Here is a 16,022-nt window from a genome sequence, read left to right as displayed (position 1 = left end):
AACGATGCCCGTGCGGTGCTGAATTTGCGGCGTTCCCACCATCGAGACGGTGCAGTTCCGAAACACCGAGCTTCAACTCGCCTATGACGGAGATTTCTTCAATTGCGGTACGGGACTCCGCAGAGCAACGCTGGTGATGGCACGATGTAAAGAACACTGGCTCGGCACACTGTGCCAAGGCCGCTTCGGACGGTTCGCCTCGTGGGCGTGGACCTGGGAATCGACAATCACCACCGCGCCTCCGCTTCGTTGCGCGCCATTTTGGACATGCGGCCGGCTCGTGTCCAGATCCCAAGGATGCGGCGCTGCAATGCGTCTGGCAGCGGGCTGGATCAGCGCCTCATCCGCCGCATCTTAGGCGGGCGACGACGGAAGGCGCTATCAACGAAGCTCACCGAGCAAGGCCTTGGCCTTTCGCAGATCGCTTGTGTCAAATCCTTCGGTGAACCAATCGTAGATGGGCGCGAGAAGGTCACGCGCCATTTTCCGTTTGCCCTGACGGCTCAAGAGCCATGCCGAGCTGGTTGCCGCGCGCAATTCCCACGACTTTGCATGCTGCGCTCGCGCAATGGCCAGAGAATGCTCGAAATACGCTTGCGCCTTCGCCTCGTCCCGCTGCGGCGACTTGAGCGCGATTTCACCGGCAACGCGATGAGTCTCAGCCTCGCACCATCTTTCCTTGGTTGCTTGCATCGCTGTCATTGCGTTGCCGATGCAGCGCCAGGCGTCATCGAACTGGCCCGAGTCCGCATGGGCGATCGCCAACATGAACTCCTGCTCCGGTGTAAATATCGTCGATCCGGCCGACCGCCATAAATCAATACCCGCCGTGACCATCTCGACGGCTTTCGCGGCTCGCGTGAGGGTTAGGATGTAGCCCCGCCGTAACACGCCTTCCGCTTTCCGGAACGGGGCGCCTTTTTCCTCCGCTAACGCGACAAGCTCTTTGAGATGCTCGTTTGCCGCGTGATAATTCCCGCAGTAGGTATTAACAAGAATCGGAAAATTCAGCGTGAACATCAAAGTGGCAGCATGATCAATCTGGCGCGCTTCCATTAGCGCGCAGTCTGCATCGTTCATCGCAGCTTCGGGATAACCGAGCAGCCACGAGGCCATTGAACGAAAGGCCAAGCACGTTACCCGGAGGTCCTGGCCAAATCGCGTCATCAATCGCCGGTGCTCGGCGGGACGATAAAGGGCGAGGGCTTCATTGTAGTGCGTCTTGGCTTCAACGAGATCCCCCCTCAACGCCAGCGTACTGGCCATGGTACGGTGCCCGATCAAGAGCGGGACCGCTGCTCCCTCCTTCTCGCCAAGCTCCAGAAACCGGCTTGCGAGCTCGCGCGCCGCGTCACCATCGAAGTTTATGAAATTGACGATCCACTGGCCAAAGAGGGCCGAGAGGAGCAGCGAAGGGTCATTGGGAGACTCTACAAGCTGTTCCGCTTGTTCGATAAACGCCCTCGCCTGCGCCACGGCAGTCTTGGTTTCGGGAGCGCCATATCCTTTGACATGCATCAGCGTGTTCATGAGCGCGACTTGCAGGATGATCTGCTCGCGCCGCAGGTCGGGCGCGCTGGGCAAGGTCGCGATCTGCGCCAGAGCCTGGCCAAGCTGTTCTGCCGCTTCGACCAGCGCCGAGCGCTCCTGTGACCGCAGTCCCGCCTTGCCCCACAGGCGCGCTGACTTCTCGATCAGGTCGGCCTTTGTGTAGTGACGCGCGAGCAGTTCGGGTTGGCTCTCGGCTATTTCCGGGAACTGGCTTTCAAGGATTTCGGCGATGCGCGCATGCAGCGCGCGCCGCGGCTCTCGCAGCAGCGTGCTGTAGGCTGCGTCCTGCACCAGCGCATGCTTGAACCGGTAGCTCGCATGCGGCGGGATGCCCTGTCGAAATAACAGGCCCGCTGCAATAAGCCGGTGAAGGTCGGCATCCAATTCTGCTTCCGGCTTTCGCGCGACCGCCGCCAGCAACATGTGAGTAAATTCCCGGCCGATCGCCGCGCCGACCTGCGCGACGTCTTTCGCTGGGCCGAGCCGGTCGAGCCGCGACATCAGCGAAGCCTGCAGGCTCGCCGGAACCGCCACGACAGGTGTTGGTGCTCCTGCGCAAACCCGCTGCACATCACTCTCACCCTCTGCGTCCAGCACCGCCTTGGTCATCTCCTCGGCGAACAGTGGAATGCCGTCGGTGCGCTCGATGATGTCCTGGCGGATGTCCGCCGGCAACGATCGGTTGCCGACAACGCCCTCGATGATGGAATGGATGTCGCACGGCGTCAGCCGATGGAGGGTCAGCTCGCCCACGTGCGGCCGTCCGATCCAGGACGGCATGAATTCCGGCCTGAAAGTAACGAGTATCAACAGCCGGTGATTCACGGCCAGGTCCACCGCCCTCGCGAAAAATTCGAGGCTGGTTGGATCGGTCCAATGCGCGTCTTCGAAGATCATCAGCACAGGATGGATCCGCGCCAGCGCCTCGATGTGCGAACCAAGAGCCTTCAGCGTTTTCTCTCGGCGGAGCTGCGGCTCAACTTCAACCGGAGGGTAGCGTCCATCGCTGGGTAGCGACAGCATTTCGGCAAACAGCGCTGCATGCTCTGAAGGCGTCGAGCTTTGCGCCAGCAGCGCGTCAAGCTTGTCCGTTTTCGTTTGCTGGCTGTCATCGTGAGCAAAGCCGGCGGCGCGCGACATCTCGCCGATCACCGGATAGAGCGTGCTGTCGGTATGCTGCGGCGAGCAGAAGTACTGCAGCCGAATGTGCGGTTCGCGAGCAAGCTGTTCCAACAGCGCGACGGCGAGCCGTGATTTGCCTATCCCCGCTTCACCGGAGAGCAGCACCACCTGACCTTCGCCACCCTTGGCCCGCTTCCATCGGCTCAGAATTAGTTCCATTTCTTCATCACGGCCGATCAGAGGCAGTACATCACAGCTTTGGAGAGCGTGCGATCGGCTGGTCACTGTTGTCTTGCCGGCGACTTGCCAGGCAGCGACCGGTTTTGCGAATCCCTTGATCTCGACTTTACCGAGATCGAGATACTCGAATTGCGGTCCCGCGATCGTCTTTGTGCGACCCGAGATAACAACGCCACCGGGCGGTGCGAGCGATTGCAGTCGGGCGGCAAGATTCGGGGTGTCGCCGAGGATACCATGCTCCTCGGAAATCGCGCTATCGGACATATCGCCGACGATCGCCACGCCCGTTGCAATACCGACCCGCGCGCTCAACTTCTCTTTCGCGGGCAAGGCGGCGATCGCCTGCACCAGTGCAAGGCTGGCTTGAACAGCACGCTCTGCGTCGTCTTCGTGCGCCTGAGGATAGCCAAAGCATACAATTGCGCCGTCCCCATGATGTCGCGCGACAAAGCCGTCGAAGCGGGTAACGGTTCCAGTAATGCAGCGCCGGTAGTCGGCGATGATTGCGCTGAAGTCTTCGGGATCGAGCCTTGCGGACAGCGCGGTCGATCCGACCAGGTCACAAAAGAGTACGGTAAGCTGCCGGCGCTCGATCGGGCGCGAGTCCCGCGCCAATGGCACCACCGCAGGAGAATCCGCGCGCAATCTGGTCCCGCAATCGCGGCAGAACTTGTTCAGCGCTGGGTTTGCCGCACCGCAGGCCAGACAGCGCCGCACGACCGCCGCTCCACATTGCCCACAAAATTTGCTTTGCTCCGAGACTTCGGCCGCGCAATTCGTGCATTGCATCCGGACCTCAACGGATCAGTAGCGGCGGCACAATGCTCCGGAAGTCGAGGAAACAGTATGATCTCGGTCACAACTCCAGATGTTCCATCTCTATAGATTCTAAAGCAGAAACCAACATTTGGAGTCGACCATGTCAGATCGACCGCGCGTTACAAGGGCGGATTAGCGCAGGTGTGAACGGAGGCATTGATGGGTATCGCTGTCGCTACACCCATCCTTTTACCCTTCGTTCGGCACCAGTCATTGATGTAGATTGGCTGCACGGACCCGATCTGCCGGGAGCAGCCTGCCCCCTCTGTGCCATCAGCACTTACGTGGGACCCGCGCCCCGGCGTGACCGCCAATGTAAGCCAGAACTTACAAACAGCTATTGACGCGATCTAAGACTCTCAAAATGGCAGCGCGCCCAAAAATCGATTTTTTCTGAATAATCTATTTTCCCTAACAACTTCAACGTGATTTGCCCCGTCCAGTCGTCGCATCAAAAATACTCCGCTTCGCCGCAGACCCAAATCACGCTTACAAATCCCGCCGTCCCGTCCCGGCAAGAGGGGCGTTGGCCATCGTCACGAACGTGGGGCGGGATGCGGTGGACGCGGCAGCGTCGGCGCGAGAGGTTGTTCGCAGGGCGGTCTTCCGTGAGCGGACACGGCGCGCAGGACGTACGGCGCTGAAGCGTACGGCAAAGCCGTGTGGTCCTGGCACCCGTGGCTGGTGTCAAGCTGACGGAGGTGCGTCGAGCCCAACCGGGTTTCGCCAAGCCTTTAATCCGGCAGCGATGGAGGCAAGAGGAATTCGTCTCCAGGGAGAGCACGGTATAAGCCGTAAAGCCACTGCGCAGGGAATGCCGGAGTGCCTCGGCTGTACCTGTATGCTCGTGTGCGCATCTCTTAGCGCTTATTGCACACGAGACCGCGGGTGCAGCAAGCACCCGGCATTCCCTGCGCCCTCTTTCTGTAGGGCGAATGAATTTGCAAAGCTCGGGCAGCGCGCCGCGAGAACGCGGAGGCGTGTCTTTCGTAGGATGGGTAGAGCGAAGCGAAACCCATCACCGGCGCGAACGGAGACATTGATGGGTATCGCTTCGCTCCACCCCTCCTACAAACTCAGAACAATTCGCAACAAATCGCTCCTGCAAATGAGTGGCGATTGCGCATTCAACTGTCAGCTTTAATCCCAGACAGCGCCCTGCTAAACCGCCGGCCATGACCACTATCCCCACCATAAAAACCAGCGTCGCGGCGATCTCGATCTTCGCCAGCGCCGGCATGGCTGCGGCGAAGTTCGCGGTCGGTATCGCGATCGGCTCGCTCGCGCTGATCTCGGAGGCGTTGCATTCCTCCGTCGACGTGATCGCGACCGTGATCACCTGGCTCGTGGTGCGGGTATCCGACCAGCCCGCCGACGAGGAACATCATTACGGCCACGGCAAATTCGAAAGCCTGTCGGCGCTGTTCGTCATCGCGCTGCTCTACGTGCTCGCCGGCGGCATCCTGGTCGAATCCTGGAGCCGGCTGCGCGAAGGTGCGCCGCCGCCGACGGTATCGGCTGTCCCCTTCGTGGTGCTGGTGATCGATATCGCGGTCAATTTCTGGCGCGCGCGGGCGCTGCATCGCACGGCGCGGCAGACGCGGAGCCAGGCGCTGGCGGCGGATGCACTGCATTTCGCTTCCGACGTGCTCGGCTCCCTCGCCGTCATCGCCGGCCTCGTGCTGACCGGGCTCGGCTATGCCTGGGGCGACTCGGTCGCCGCCATCGCCGTTGCCGTCATGATATCGATCCTCGGCCTGCGGCTCGGGCGCTCCACCGTCGAAACCCTGCTCGACCGCGCGCCGGCGGGCGCGTCGGAAAAAGCGACTGCGGCGATCCGCGCGGTGCCCGGCGTCGTCGGCGTCGAACGCGTGCGCGTGCGCTTGGTCGGGCCGACGCATTTCATCGACGCCATTGCGAAAGTGCCGCGCACCTACCCGATCGACCGCGTCGAGGCGATCAAGAAGACCGCCCAAGTCGCGGTCACGCAAGCGCTCGGCGACGCCGACCTCACCTTCACCGCGGTGCCGGTGGCGCGCGACAATGAGAGCGTGCGCGAGCGCATCATGGTGATCGCCCGCAATGCTGGTCTCGCCGTTCACCATGTCACCGTGCACGATCTCGGCGCACGGCTGATTGTCGGTATCGACCTCGAAGTCGACGGCGACATGGAACTCACCGCCGCGCACGCCATCGCCCACGACCTGGAGCGCAGCATCCGCGAGGAATTTGGCGAGGACGTCGAGGTTGACACCCACATCGAGCCGCTCGAGCCGGAACTGCCGCACGGCACCGACGCTGCGCCCGAGCGCGTCGAAACCATCAAGGCCGCGCTGTCGCGCTTTGCCGGCGGCAACGGCGCGATCCATGACATTCACAATGTGCGGGTCCGCGACACCGATGCGGGCGAAATCGTCAACTTCCATTGCCGCGCCGCACCGTCGATGAGCGTCATCAAGGTGCATGAGAACGTCGACGAGATCGAGCGCGCGCTGCGTCGCGCGTTCCCTTCGATCAAGCGCGTCATCAGCCATGCCGAACCGCCGCGCGCGTAAGTTTGCGGGCCCGTTCCCGTTTCGGACTCACATCGAGCGTGCCCTAATTCGCGTTGGACAAGATTTATTTCGAATTAACGAATCGTTGACTCTCGACAGCCCCAAAAAAGTGGATTCAAATCGCTGTGATTCGGAAGCTGTGTCGGGCGCTTTCGGACAGTGTGCAAAAGAGCCTTCGGCGGGGGTCTAAAGCATGGCGCGTGCGCATGCGGCGAACGCATGTGTCCAATCCGATTCGATCAAAGGATTGGCGCAATCGATCGCAAAACCTGCCTATCACCGGCTGCTCACCGCGGAGCCGGCGCTTCGCCGTGCCGTGCCCACGCTCATCATCGCCTTCCTGATCACGATCTGCCTCGGCGCCTTCGTGCAGGTGATCGACCAGAGCCGGCAGAAGCGCGCCGCCATGAAGCGCGATCTCTCCGCGCTCACCGAGCTCCTGGCCGAACGGCTCGACCGCTTCGCATCGGTCCGGCAGGATCGCGCCGCCAATATCGAACGGCTGCAGGGCCTGCTGCCCGACCTGATCCCGGCATGGGGCGCTGCGAGCGGCCGCCACGTCATCATCACCGGCTCGGATCACCGGATTCTGGCCCGCGTTCCCGTCGAAGGCAGCCTTGGCGGCGATCGCATCCTCGACGTCATCAGCACGGCGCAACTGCTCGCCACGCCCGGCCAGCAGGGCGTCGTCAGCGACATGACGCTGCCGAACGGCAACGGCGCCATGGCGATCTCGCGGTTGGTCAAATCGCTGGCAGGCATGGTCATCGTCATCCAGGAACGAAACGAGCCGCTGTGGGGTTCGGACGCCGCTCTGTCGGTGACGCTGTCGGCCACCACCGGCTTCGTCGTGCTGATCCTCGGCTTCGCCTTCCACTGGCAATCGACCCGCGCCCGCGAGGGCGATCTCATCAACGACGCAGTGCGCGGCCGGATCGATACCGCGCTCAACCGCGGCCGCTGCGGATTGTGGGACTGGGACCTCTCACGCGGCCGCATCTTCTGGTCGGCATCGATGTTCACGATGCTCGGCCTCGACTCCCGCAACGATCTCCTCACCTTCGGCGAAGTCAACGCGCTGGTGAAATCCGACGACATCGATCTGTTCGCGATCGCCGACCAGATGATCGCCGGCAAGATCACCCACATCGACCAGAGCTTCCGCATGCAGCACACCGGCGGCCACTGGATCTGGCTGCGCGTGCGCTGCGAGCTCAGCCACACCTCGGCCGATGGCGGGCTGCATTTGATCGGCATCGCGGTCGACATCACCGAGCAGAAGAGCCTCGCCGAGAAGACAGTGGAAGCCGACCTCAGGCTGCGTGACGCGATCGAAACCATTCCGGAAGCCTTCGTGCTGTGGGACGCGGAAGACCGCCTCGTGCTCTGCAACTCGCATTTCCAGCGCCTGCACAAATTGCCCGATACGGCGGTGACCCCCGGCACGTCGTACGAGACCGTGATCGAGGTCGGCAGCATGCCGGAGGTCCGCACCAGACTGCAGGAGACCGGCGCGCAAGCGCCGGGAGCCCGAACGTTCGAGGCGCAGCTCGACGACGGAAGCTGGCTGCATATCAGCGAGCGCCGCACCAAGGACGGCGGCTATGTCTCGGTCGGCACCGACATCACCCGCATCAAGGAGCACGAGCAGAAGCTGATCGAGAACGACGCCCGCCTGCGCGCCAACGTGCTCGACCTGAAGCGCTCGCAGGCCGAGCTGGCCGATCTGGCGGAAAAATATTCGCAGGAGAAGAACCGCGCCGAGGAAGCCAACCAGGCGAAGTCGAAATTCCTCGCCAATATGAGCCACGAGCTGCGCACCCCGCTGAACGCCATCATCGGCTTCTCCGAGATCATGGGCAGCGGCATGTTCGGCGTGCTCGGCTCCGACAAGTATCAGGAGTACTGCCACGACATCCTGACCAGCGGCAAATACCTGCTCGAAGTCATCAACGACATCCTCGACATGTCAAAGATCGAGGCCGGCCGCATGAAGCTCGACATGGAGCAGCTCGACCTGTCGAAGATCCTGGCGGAGTCGCTGCGCGTGGTTTCCGGGCGTGCCGAAGACAAGAACCTGACGCTGGACGCCGATATCGAAAGCACCATCTCGGTGGTGGCCGACCGCCGCGCAGTCAAGCAGGTCTTCGTCAACCTGCTGTCCAATGCCGTAAAATTCACCCCCGACGACGGCAAGGTCACCGTGCGCAGCCACGTGCTGCCCAACTCGATCGTGCTGATGATCGCCGATACCGGTATCGGCATCGCGCCGGCTTCGCTGCAGCGATTGGGCAAGCCGTTCGAGCAGGTCGAGAGCCAGCTCACCAAGACGTACCAGGGCTCGGGCCTGGGACTAGCCATCGCGCGGTCGCTGACCAGCCTGCACGGCGGCACGATGCGGCTGCGCTCCAAGCTCGGCACCGGCACCGTCGTCCGCATCGTGCTGCCGCGCGAACCGCAACAACCGAAGCCGATAGCAAGAACTGATGCCGAGGCCGCCTGATCTTACGCCAGCGTCGGCGCCACTTCGCGGGCGACCTGCACCAGCGCCGCGATCAAAGGCGTCATCGGATCGCGCTGCGGGATCACCATGCCGATGCTGTAGTCGACGACGGGATCGACGATCGGAATGCTGCGGACAGAGTCGGCGAGCCCCAGCGTCTCCGCAAGCTTGGCCGGCATGACGCTCGCCCAGCGCCCAGTCTTAACATGGGTGTAGAGCACCAAGAGCGAGTTCGAGGTCAGCGTCGGCGTGGCCTCGGCCCCGACGGACGCCAGCGCGCGATCGATGATGCGGCGGTTCTGCATGTCCGGCGTCAACAGACACAACGGCACCTGCCCGACCTCCTTCCAGGTGACCTGCTTGCGATCGCCGAACATGGCGTCGGGCGCCGTCAGCAGGCGATAGCTTTCGTTGTAGAGCGGAATGGTGCGAACCTTGCCGATCGGCTCGTTCTCGATATAGGTCAGCCCGGCATCGACCTCGAGATTTTCGAGAAGACCCAGCACGTCGGCCGACGTGCAGGATTGGATGCGAAAGCGCACGTCCGGGTATCGCGCGCGGTACGGGGTCGTAAGCTGCGCCACCATGCCGAGCACAGTCGGGATCGCGGCGATCCTGATTTCGCCGGAGAGCTTGTCCTTGAGGCTGTTGATCTCCTGCCGCATCGCGCGGGCGTCGCCGACGATGCGCCGCGCCCAGTCGAGCGTGCGCTCGCCCTCCGGCGTAAAGCCCTGAAAGCGGGAGCCGCGCTGCACCAGCATGACGCCGAGGATTTCCTCGAGCTGCTTGAGGCTGGTCGACATGGTCGGCTGGGTGACGCCGCAGGCTTCCGCCGCCCGCCCAAAATGCCGCTCCTTTGCCAGCGCCAGCAGAAGTTCAAGCTTGTCGATCACCGAGAAAATCCCACGAAATTTGGCCGTATGGGCGGTCGCCCAAGTGCCACAAATAGCACGGGCGTGAAGGCGCCAGTACTTCAAAACGGCGTCCGAGGGACGGAAATTCGACATTCATGTTGTCCAATTTTTACGCCCTATCGAGCGGGCAGGCTCGTAACCGCTGCATACGTATTCATCCCGCGTAACCCACCGCGCTTGTCGACCAAACGCCATCCGCTTGCCGTGTCGGTCATAGGCTTTGCCTATGTTTCACCTTACGCGCCGCTTCATCGCGTTTTGAAATCGCGACATGAGACAGCTTTATTGATATCCCGCGCAATTCCCTACTCATCGGAGCACAACCTCTGATGAGAGCGAGAATGACATCAGCATACGAACCCTGGAATGACGCGCGCGGCGCTGAGATCATTGCCGAGCACGAGAAACTCGAAGGCGCGACGCTGCTGATCCTGCACGCGATGCAAGAGGCGTTCGGCTACGTGCCGGAGCCCGCCATTCCGATGATCGCATCCGCGCTTCGTCTTTCGCGCGCCGAGGTGCACGGCGTGTTCACGTTCTATCATGATTTTCGGCGCGAGCCCGCCGGCCGTCATGTACTGAAACTGTGCCGTGCCGAGGCGTGCAAGGCCGCAGGTGGCGATGCGCTCGCCGCGCGCGCGGAAGCGAGCTCGGCATATCGGTCGGAAACACCACCACCGACGCGCTCGAGACGCTGAAGAAGGCGTAAGCACCTGGCTGAGCCCGAATTCACCGGAAACTTCTGCCGGTCGCGCAAGCAACCGGCAGAATCCAGGCGTCCAGCGATGGCGGCGGTCGGCTACATTCCCATGATGGCGATGTCCTTGACCGTGCCGTTGACGCCGGCGATCTTTGCAGCCTCGGTCGCCTTTCCGGTCGCGAGGTCGATGCTGTAGAGCGTGCCGCCCGCCATCAGCCAGGCTTCGTTCTTGCCGTTACCGTCGGACCAGATGTCAAACGCGACGGTATCCGCCTTGATCCCGAGCTTGCCGATCGCGCCGAGCACGCCGTCATTCGGCGGCGCCTGCTTGATCAATCTGCCGATGGTGCCGTCGACGTTGAACAATGCCGTCTCCTTTGCGCCCTTCACCGAATTGATATAGGCGCCGGCGACTATGTTCGGCTTTTCGCCCTTGTGCATGTCGCCATCGGCAAACTTGTGATTGCCGTCCTTGGTCACCTTGCCGTCATCGACATTCGCCCGCAGGTTCATCCCGTCCGCGCCCATCACGCGCAGGCGATCCGCCACCGGATTGAAATCCACCGTCGCGGCCACGCCCTTGGCAAGCATGACGTCGAGCTTCGACTTCACCGTGGCCTTGCCGTCCATCGCAATGGTCACAATGGTGCCATCGTCAACCAGTCCATAGAGCATGCCGTCAGCCGGACGTACGTCGATGCCGACCAGCGCACCGGAAATGCCGGTGACCTTGACCGACCCGGTCGCCTTCTTCTGCGCGGTATCGACCATCGCAATGGTGTCGCCGCCCATCAGGGCTGCGACCTGCGCGGCGTTGGCGGCTGCGGATGACAGCAATAGTGCGGCCGAAGCGGCGAAAATCGAACGATAATTCATTGGTGAGCTCCCTGTGTTGCTATGATCCTCTCGGGACCAACACAGCGGGTTACCGGCGGCGCGGCGAAACGGATGCAGCACGCTGAAAATTATTTTCGGCACATGCCTCCAAATGCCGCATCTCAAGGTAGAACAACTATGCAAGGCATAGACATGACTGGAAATGGCACCATCACCGCCAACCTGCAGGCTCCTGCCCTGTTCGATGGGGAGCGCGAGGCGCAGCTTGCCGCGGCCCTGGCGCGCTGCGCGGCCGGCGACCGCACCGCATTGCGCGTGATCTACGACAGCGAGGCGCCGCGCATGGTCGGCATCGCGCGCCGCATCCTGTTTCGGCAGGACCTAGCGGAAGAGGCGGTGCACGACGCCTTTATCCGGATCTGGCGCGGCGCGGCCGGCTTCGATCCGCGCCGCGGCAGCGCGCGGAGCTGGCTATATGCGGTGGTGCGCAACCGTGCCCTCAGTATTCATCGCGATGAGCACCGCTACGAAGCATCAGATGAAAGCGTCGCGGATGTCGACTGCGAGACCACTCTGTCACGAATGCCGGAGACCAGCGCGCTGCGCCGGTGTCTCGAGCAGATCGACCGCCCCCGCCGCGACGTCGTGGTGCTGGCCTATGTTCACGGCATGAGCCACGGCGAATTGGCGGGACGGCTCAAGGTTCCGCTCGGCACGGTCAAGAGCTGGGTACGGCGCAGCCTCTTTGCGTTGCAGGAGTGCATGGGATGAACCCGCACGACGCCGATAACGCCATGGCCGCCGATTACGTGATGGGCCTCCTTGACGGTGCAGAGCACGCCGCCGCCGAACGGCGCATTGCAACCGGCCAATCGTTTGCTCAGGCTGTCAGCGCGTGGCGGGAACGGCTTGCGGACCTCGATCTCACTGCCGAGGAAACACCACCGAGCCCGGCGCTTTGGCAGCGCATCGTGGATGCAACCAGAATCGCGCCGATCGACGCCCTGCCCTCCGCGCGCGCCGCGCTGCGCGGCGCCACACTGTGGGACAACATCCGGTTCTGGCGCGGCCTCGGTATCGGCGGCGCCTTCGCCGCGCTGTTTTTTGCGGCGATCATGGTCGGTGCGTTGGCGACGTCGCGCCAGCTTCGTCATGATATGATCGCGCTCGCCCAGCGCAAGCCGATTTACGTCGCCGTGCTGGTGAACGACACGACGAAAGAGGCCGGCGCCATCGTCAACGCCTTTTCGAACGGCCGGGTCGAGCTGATACCGTTGCGGCCGATCGAGGTTCCTCCCGGCCGCACGCTGCAGGTTTGGACCTTGTGGGATCGCGCGATTGGCCCGAAATCGATCGGCGTCACCGGTCAGTCGCGCACGCTGCAGCTCGACCTGGAGTCGCTGCCGGAAACCGTGCAAGACCAACTGTTCGAGATCACGCTGGAGCCTGAAGGCGGCTCACCCATCGGACGGCCGACCGGCCCAATCCTGTTCAAGGGCAACGCGGCACGGGCCTTGTAGCCGCCCTAGAGGGAAAGTGGCTGGCCGTCCGATTTCAGCACCAGCCCTTCTTCCAGTGACCGGGCGGGCAGCCACGGCCGCGCCAACCGACTTTTCGGCCGCGGCTCCAACCGAACGGACGGTAACCGTGCCCGCGGCCCCAACCGTGCCCGCGGCCGTGCCCGCCCTTTACTTCGATCAGATCTCCCGTGACCAGAGAGTCGTGGATCAGCGGGTAGCCGCGGGGCATCGCCGTTGCCGGGGACATGAAAGCGATCGGTAGTGTGAGTGCGATTCCAAACAGTAGTTTGCGCATGGGCCATTCCGCTCCGGGGTTGATGATGCCGCTCTCAAGCAGGAAAAAGCGGCAATAGTTCCACGCGATTGAGGCGGACTTCCGAAAGCGTTCAAATCGGCGGGGCCGCGCCATTTCTTTCACTCGCAACCGAAAAAATTGGGAACGACATCCGCCGTCCGGCGTTAGAGGGGTGAGCAGGTAGTTCAGGAAGGAGAAATCCACCGGAATTATCAGCTCAAAAGCCCCGTCAGTTATCTCAGATAGCTGGCGGGGTTTTGATTGGGAGAGGCTTGTGCCCTACTACGCGCTGTTCGCCGACGACAGGCAGATCGGTCCTGGCCTGCCGACCGAGGCAGAGGTCTGGAAGCAAGCCCTCGACGTTTCCCTGATCTCCGATCTTCCCGTTGCCGACAAAGCCGGCGGGGCGGTTCTGTTGACCCGCTATCACGTGAAGGAAATCAGGGAAGAGTGTTGCGCGCCGGATCCGGCCTGGAGGCTTCCAGACGAAATTTCCTGACGCCGCCTTGCCAGGGCTTCACGCAGATCCGTCTTGTGCCTGCTTGACGAAGGTCAGACCGCTCACGGTCAGTCGTTCCTCGCTGGTTTCGCCTTCGGCCACCAGCCCTTCAAGATGGGTTTCGAGCTCCGGCAGCTTGCGTTCGAAATCGGCGCCAAGGCCCATCAGCTCGCAGGCTTTCCTGATGCGCTCGATGGGTTTGTCGAAAATGTTGATCTCGGTATGCATCCCGGCCTCCTACTCCCGCGACAATTCATAGTGGTCCCAGGAGTTCCAAAGCGCTGCCCAAGTGTGCTATAATTGGATGTCATGCTGAAGCAACTAGTTATATGCGCACTGCGAGCCGCGATCGTCCTGATCGTGCTTTCAATCGCGCCCTCTGTTGCCCAAGCCCATGTCGGCCATGCACACCATGCTGCCGCTGATATCCATGGCGCCCCTGGTCATGCCGCCTTTAATCCATCCGAACGGGCGGTGACGCAAGTAGCGTTGCAACAGGCTCAGCGGAGACAAACCGAAACACCCGCCTCTTCTGACCGGAACTGCGTCGGCGCCTGCTGCACGTTTACATGCGCCGCTTGCTGTGCGGCCGGGTTGCCGAGCTTTGTGCAACTGGTCTCCCTGCCTCGGTCGACAACACGTGTCGCATTTGTCCCGTCCCCGATAGGGCCAGACCGCGCGCCTGATTCCCTCAGGCGCCCTCCCAAATACTTCATCTGAACGCAAACGATCAGTGAATTTTGCGCGGCCCGCGTTACGGCCGGCGGCTGACGGTCATTCAGACTGAAGGATTCTTGGTATGCTTTCCTATTTCGGGCGCGCCCTGCGTGCTCTCGCGGCAGTCGCAGCTCTGTGCCCTGCGATCGCTCCCGCTTCCGCTCATGAGGGTCATGACCATGGCGAACAACCTGCCGTCTCGGCAGGCGCGTTGCCGCGTGGCGAGGCCGATTCCAACGCATTCGAGATCGTTGCCGTCGCCCGCGGCGACCATCTTGAGATCCATCTCGACCGGTTCGCTACGAACGAGCCGGTGACCGGTGCGATACTTGAAGTTGAAACTCCCGGCGGCTCCATAAGGGCTACCGAGAATGCCGACGGCACATACCGACTAGCGGCGCCGTGGCTGGCAAAGAACGGACGTACCGAACTCATTTTTACCGTTACGGTGGCAGACGCCACCGACATTTTGCCAATGACGATTCAGACTGCGCGTGAGACGGCGCAAAGTGCCTTGCCAGATGCAGCGACGCATGGCGAACGCATTGGCCAGACTTCGATTCTTCTCGCTCTAGGCGGCGTGGTGGCAGGCGCGCTGCTAACGGCCGTGGCGCTCCGTGGGCGACGAGCGGCGGCCATCATCGTCATCCTTGCTGCGCTCACCGAGGTCCGCGAGACGAAAGCGCATGAAGGCCACGGCCATGAGGAAGACAAGGCGCAAGTCGCGATCAGCGCCGTTTCAGGAGAGCGCGCCCAGCGCCTGCCGGATGGGACGGTGTTCGTGCCCAAGGCGGTGCAGCGGATATTTGCGCTGCGGACGCTGGTCGCCGAACAGGCGAAGCACAGGAAGGTTACCGAACTTCCAGGCAGGATCATTCCCGATCCCAATGCCAGCGGGTATGTGCAATCCGCCGTGGGCGGCCGGCTTTCCGCGCCGCCGGAGGGTTTTCCTCGGCTGGGCACACGGGTCAAACAGGGCGATATCCTGGGCTATGTCACGCCGCCGATTCAGGCGATCGATATTTCCGACATGCGGCAGCGGCAGGGCGAGCTCGATCAGCAAATCTCGATCGTGGAACGCAGGTTCGCGCGTTACGAACAACTTGCGCCGTCGGGCGCCATTTCCCGGACCCAACTCGAGGACACGCGGCTGGAGCTGGAAGGGCTGCGCGAGCGGCGCGCATCGATTGAAAAATCGCGCCGCGAACCCGAACCGCTGATTGCCCCGGTCGCGGGCGTCATCGCTGAAGGCAGCGCCGTGGCCGGCCAAATCGTCCAGCCAAGCTCCGTGGTCTTCAACATTATCGATCCCGCGCGGCTTTGGGTCGAAGCGCTCAGCTTCGAGACCGTCGAACCATCGCAGGGTGCACGGGCGTCGACCTATACGGGCAGAAATTACGACCTCACCTATCGGGGTACCGGCTTCGCCGACCGCAGTCAGTCGGTGCCGGTGCATTTTGCCGTAACGGGCGACACGGCGGGGCTCAGGGCCGGCCAGTTCCTGACTGTGCTGGCCGCCACCGACGAAACAAAAGAAGGTCTTGCGGTGCCGCGCAGCAGTGTCGTGCGCGCGTCGAATGGCCAGGATTTCGTGTACGAGCACGTCGCGCCTGAGCGGTTCGTGGCAAGGAGCGTGCGCACGGAGGCCCTCGACGGCAACCGGGTGCTGATCGTGTCCGGTTTCTCCCCGGGCAAGCGGGTGGTGTCGCAAGGCGCAGACCTTCTCGATCACGTGCGCTGAAGGAACACG

11 protein-coding genes and 1 pseudogene are annotated in these 16,022 nt (G+C 62.6%); 7 read left to right on the top strand and 5 right to left on the bottom strand.

Annotated features, from left to right (window positions below):
* Nucleotides 1-381 precede the first annotated feature (381 nt).
* Nucleotides 382-3,702 carry an adenylate/guanylate cyclase domain-containing protein gene (locus tag KJQ96_RS03100; protein WP_213285243.1) on the bottom strand — a complete coding sequence of 1,107 codons (3,321 nt, stop codon included), beginning with the start codon at nt 3,700-3,702 and terminating at the stop codon, nt 382-384.
* A gap of 1,205 nt (nt 3,703-4,907) precedes the next feature.
* Here KJQ96_RS03100 and KJQ96_RS03095 point away from each other — a divergent pair.
* Both KJQ96_RS03095 and KJQ96_RS03090 read left to right on the top strand, forming a co-directional pair.
* Complete coding sequence (locus KJQ96_RS03095) at nt 4,908-6,287, top strand: cation-efflux pump (RefSeq protein ID WP_213285242.1); 1,380 nt, start codon at nt 4,908-4,910, stop codon at nt 6,285-6,287.
* A 193-nt stretch (nt 6,288-6,480) separates the two neighbouring features.
* A complete protein-coding gene (locus KJQ96_RS03090; protein WP_213285241.1) occupies nt 6,481-8,790 on the top strand; it encodes a PAS domain-containing sensor histidine kinase in 2,310 nt (769 codons plus the stop codon).
* A 2-nt stretch (nt 8,791-8,792) separates the two neighbouring features.
* Here the strand turns inward: KJQ96_RS03090 and KJQ96_RS03085 are convergent, their stop codons facing one another.
* Complete coding sequence (locus tag KJQ96_RS03085; protein ID WP_057847652.1) at nt 8,793-9,683, bottom strand: LysR family transcriptional regulator; 891 nt, start codon at nt 9,681-9,683, stop codon at nt 8,793-8,795.
* 362 nt (nt 9,684-10,045) lie between these two features.
* Here KJQ96_RS03085 and KJQ96_RS03080 point away from each other — a divergent pair.
* Nucleotides 10,046-10,404: pseudogene (locus KJQ96_RS03080) on the top strand (NAD(P)H-dependent oxidoreductase subunit E); the annotation flags it as partial.
* A 99-nt stretch (nt 10,405-10,503) separates the two neighbouring features.
* Here the strand turns inward: KJQ96_RS03080 and KJQ96_RS03075 are convergent.
* Complete coding sequence (locus KJQ96_RS03075; RefSeq protein ID WP_213285240.1) at nt 10,504-11,280, bottom strand: DUF4394 domain-containing protein; 777 nt, start codon at nt 11,278-11,280, stop codon at nt 10,504-10,506.
* A 153-nt stretch (nt 11,281-11,433) separates the two neighbouring features.
* On the opposite strand from KJQ96_RS03075, the gene KJQ96_RS03070 reads away from it, so the two are divergent.
* Complete coding sequence (locus KJQ96_RS03070; protein ID WP_213285239.1) at nt 11,434-12,012, top strand: sigma-70 family RNA polymerase sigma factor; 579 nt, start codon at nt 11,434-11,436, stop codon at nt 12,010-12,012.
* Nucleotides 12,009-12,761 carry an anti-sigma factor domain-containing protein gene (locus KJQ96_RS03065; protein ID WP_213285238.1) on the top strand — a complete coding sequence of 251 codons (753 nt, stop codon included), beginning with the start codon at nt 12,009-12,011 and terminating at the stop codon, nt 12,759-12,761. Before KJQ96_RS03070 ends, KJQ96_RS03065 begins: the two co-directional genes overlap by 4 nt.
* Nucleotides 12,762-12,795: 34 nt before the next feature.
* Here KJQ96_RS03065 and KJQ96_RS03060 read toward each other — a convergent pair whose 3' ends face one another.
* Entirely contained in the window at nt 12,796-13,260 is a 465-nt protein-coding gene (locus tag KJQ96_RS03060) for a hypothetical protein (RefSeq protein ID WP_213285237.1), read from the bottom strand.
* 70 nt (nt 13,261-13,330) lie between these two features.
* On the opposite strand from KJQ96_RS03060, the gene KJQ96_RS03055 reads away from it, so the two are divergent.
* Nucleotides 13,331-13,555: a hypothetical protein gene (locus KJQ96_RS03055; RefSeq protein WP_213285236.1), complete on the top strand. Its 225-nt coding sequence runs from the start codon at nt 13,331-13,333 to the stop codon at nt 13,553-13,555.
* Between the two features lie 18 nt (nt 13,556-13,573).
* On the opposite strand, the gene KJQ96_RS03050 is transcribed toward KJQ96_RS03055, so the two are convergent.
* Nucleotides 13,574-13,783 carry a hypothetical protein gene (locus KJQ96_RS03050; protein WP_213285235.1) on the bottom strand — a complete coding sequence of 70 codons (210 nt, stop codon included), beginning with the start codon at nt 13,781-13,783 and terminating at the stop codon, nt 13,574-13,576.
* A 571-nt stretch (nt 13,784-14,354) separates the two neighbouring features.
* Here KJQ96_RS03050 and KJQ96_RS03045 point away from each other — a divergent pair.
* Nucleotides 14,355-16,013, top strand: coding sequence for an efflux RND transporter periplasmic adaptor subunit (locus KJQ96_RS03045; RefSeq protein WP_213285234.1), 1,659 nt, complete (start codon nt 14,355-14,357; stop codon nt 16,011-16,013).
* Nucleotides 16,014-16,022: the final 9 nt, after the last annotated feature.

Source organism: Bradyrhizobium sp. sGM-13 (genome assembly GCF_018398875.1).
Lineage (GTDB): Bacteria > Pseudomonadota > Alphaproteobacteria > Rhizobiales > Xanthobacteraceae > Bradyrhizobium.
Note: the sequence above shows the minus strand (reverse complement) of the source record. Positions and strands in the feature narration are given on the sequence as shown.

Excerpts from the sequence above, each read along its gene's own strand:
- KJQ96_RS03070 (WP_213285239.1), top strand. The coding sequence starts at position 11,434 with ATGACTGGAAATGGCACCATCACCGCCAACCTGCAGGCTCCTGCCCTG.
- KJQ96_RS03050 (WP_213285235.1), bottom strand. The coding sequence starts at position 13,783 with ATGCATACCGAGATCAACATTTTCGACAAACCCATCGAGCGCATCAGG.
- KJQ96_RS03100 (WP_213285243.1), bottom strand. The coding sequence starts at position 3,702 with ATGCAATGCACGAATTGCGCGGCCGAAGTCTCGGAGCAAAGCAAATTT.
- KJQ96_RS03090 (WP_213285241.1), top strand. The coding sequence starts at position 6,481 with ATGGCGCGTGCGCATGCGGCGAACGCATGTGTCCAATCCGATTCGATC.
- KJQ96_RS03045 (WP_213285234.1), top strand. The coding sequence starts at position 14,355 with ATGCTTTCCTATTTCGGGCGCGCCCTGCGTGCTCTCGCGGCAGTCGCA.
- KJQ96_RS03075 (WP_213285240.1), bottom strand. The coding sequence starts at position 11,280 with ATGAATTATCGTTCGATTTTCGCCGCTTCGGCCGCACTATTGCTGTCA.
- KJQ96_RS03065 (WP_213285238.1), top strand. The coding sequence starts at position 12,009 with ATGAACCCGCACGACGCCGATAACGCCATGGCCGCCGATTACGTGATG.
- KJQ96_RS03095 (WP_213285242.1), top strand. The coding sequence starts at position 4,908 with ATGACCACTATCCCCACCATAAAAACCAGCGTCGCGGCGATCTCGATC.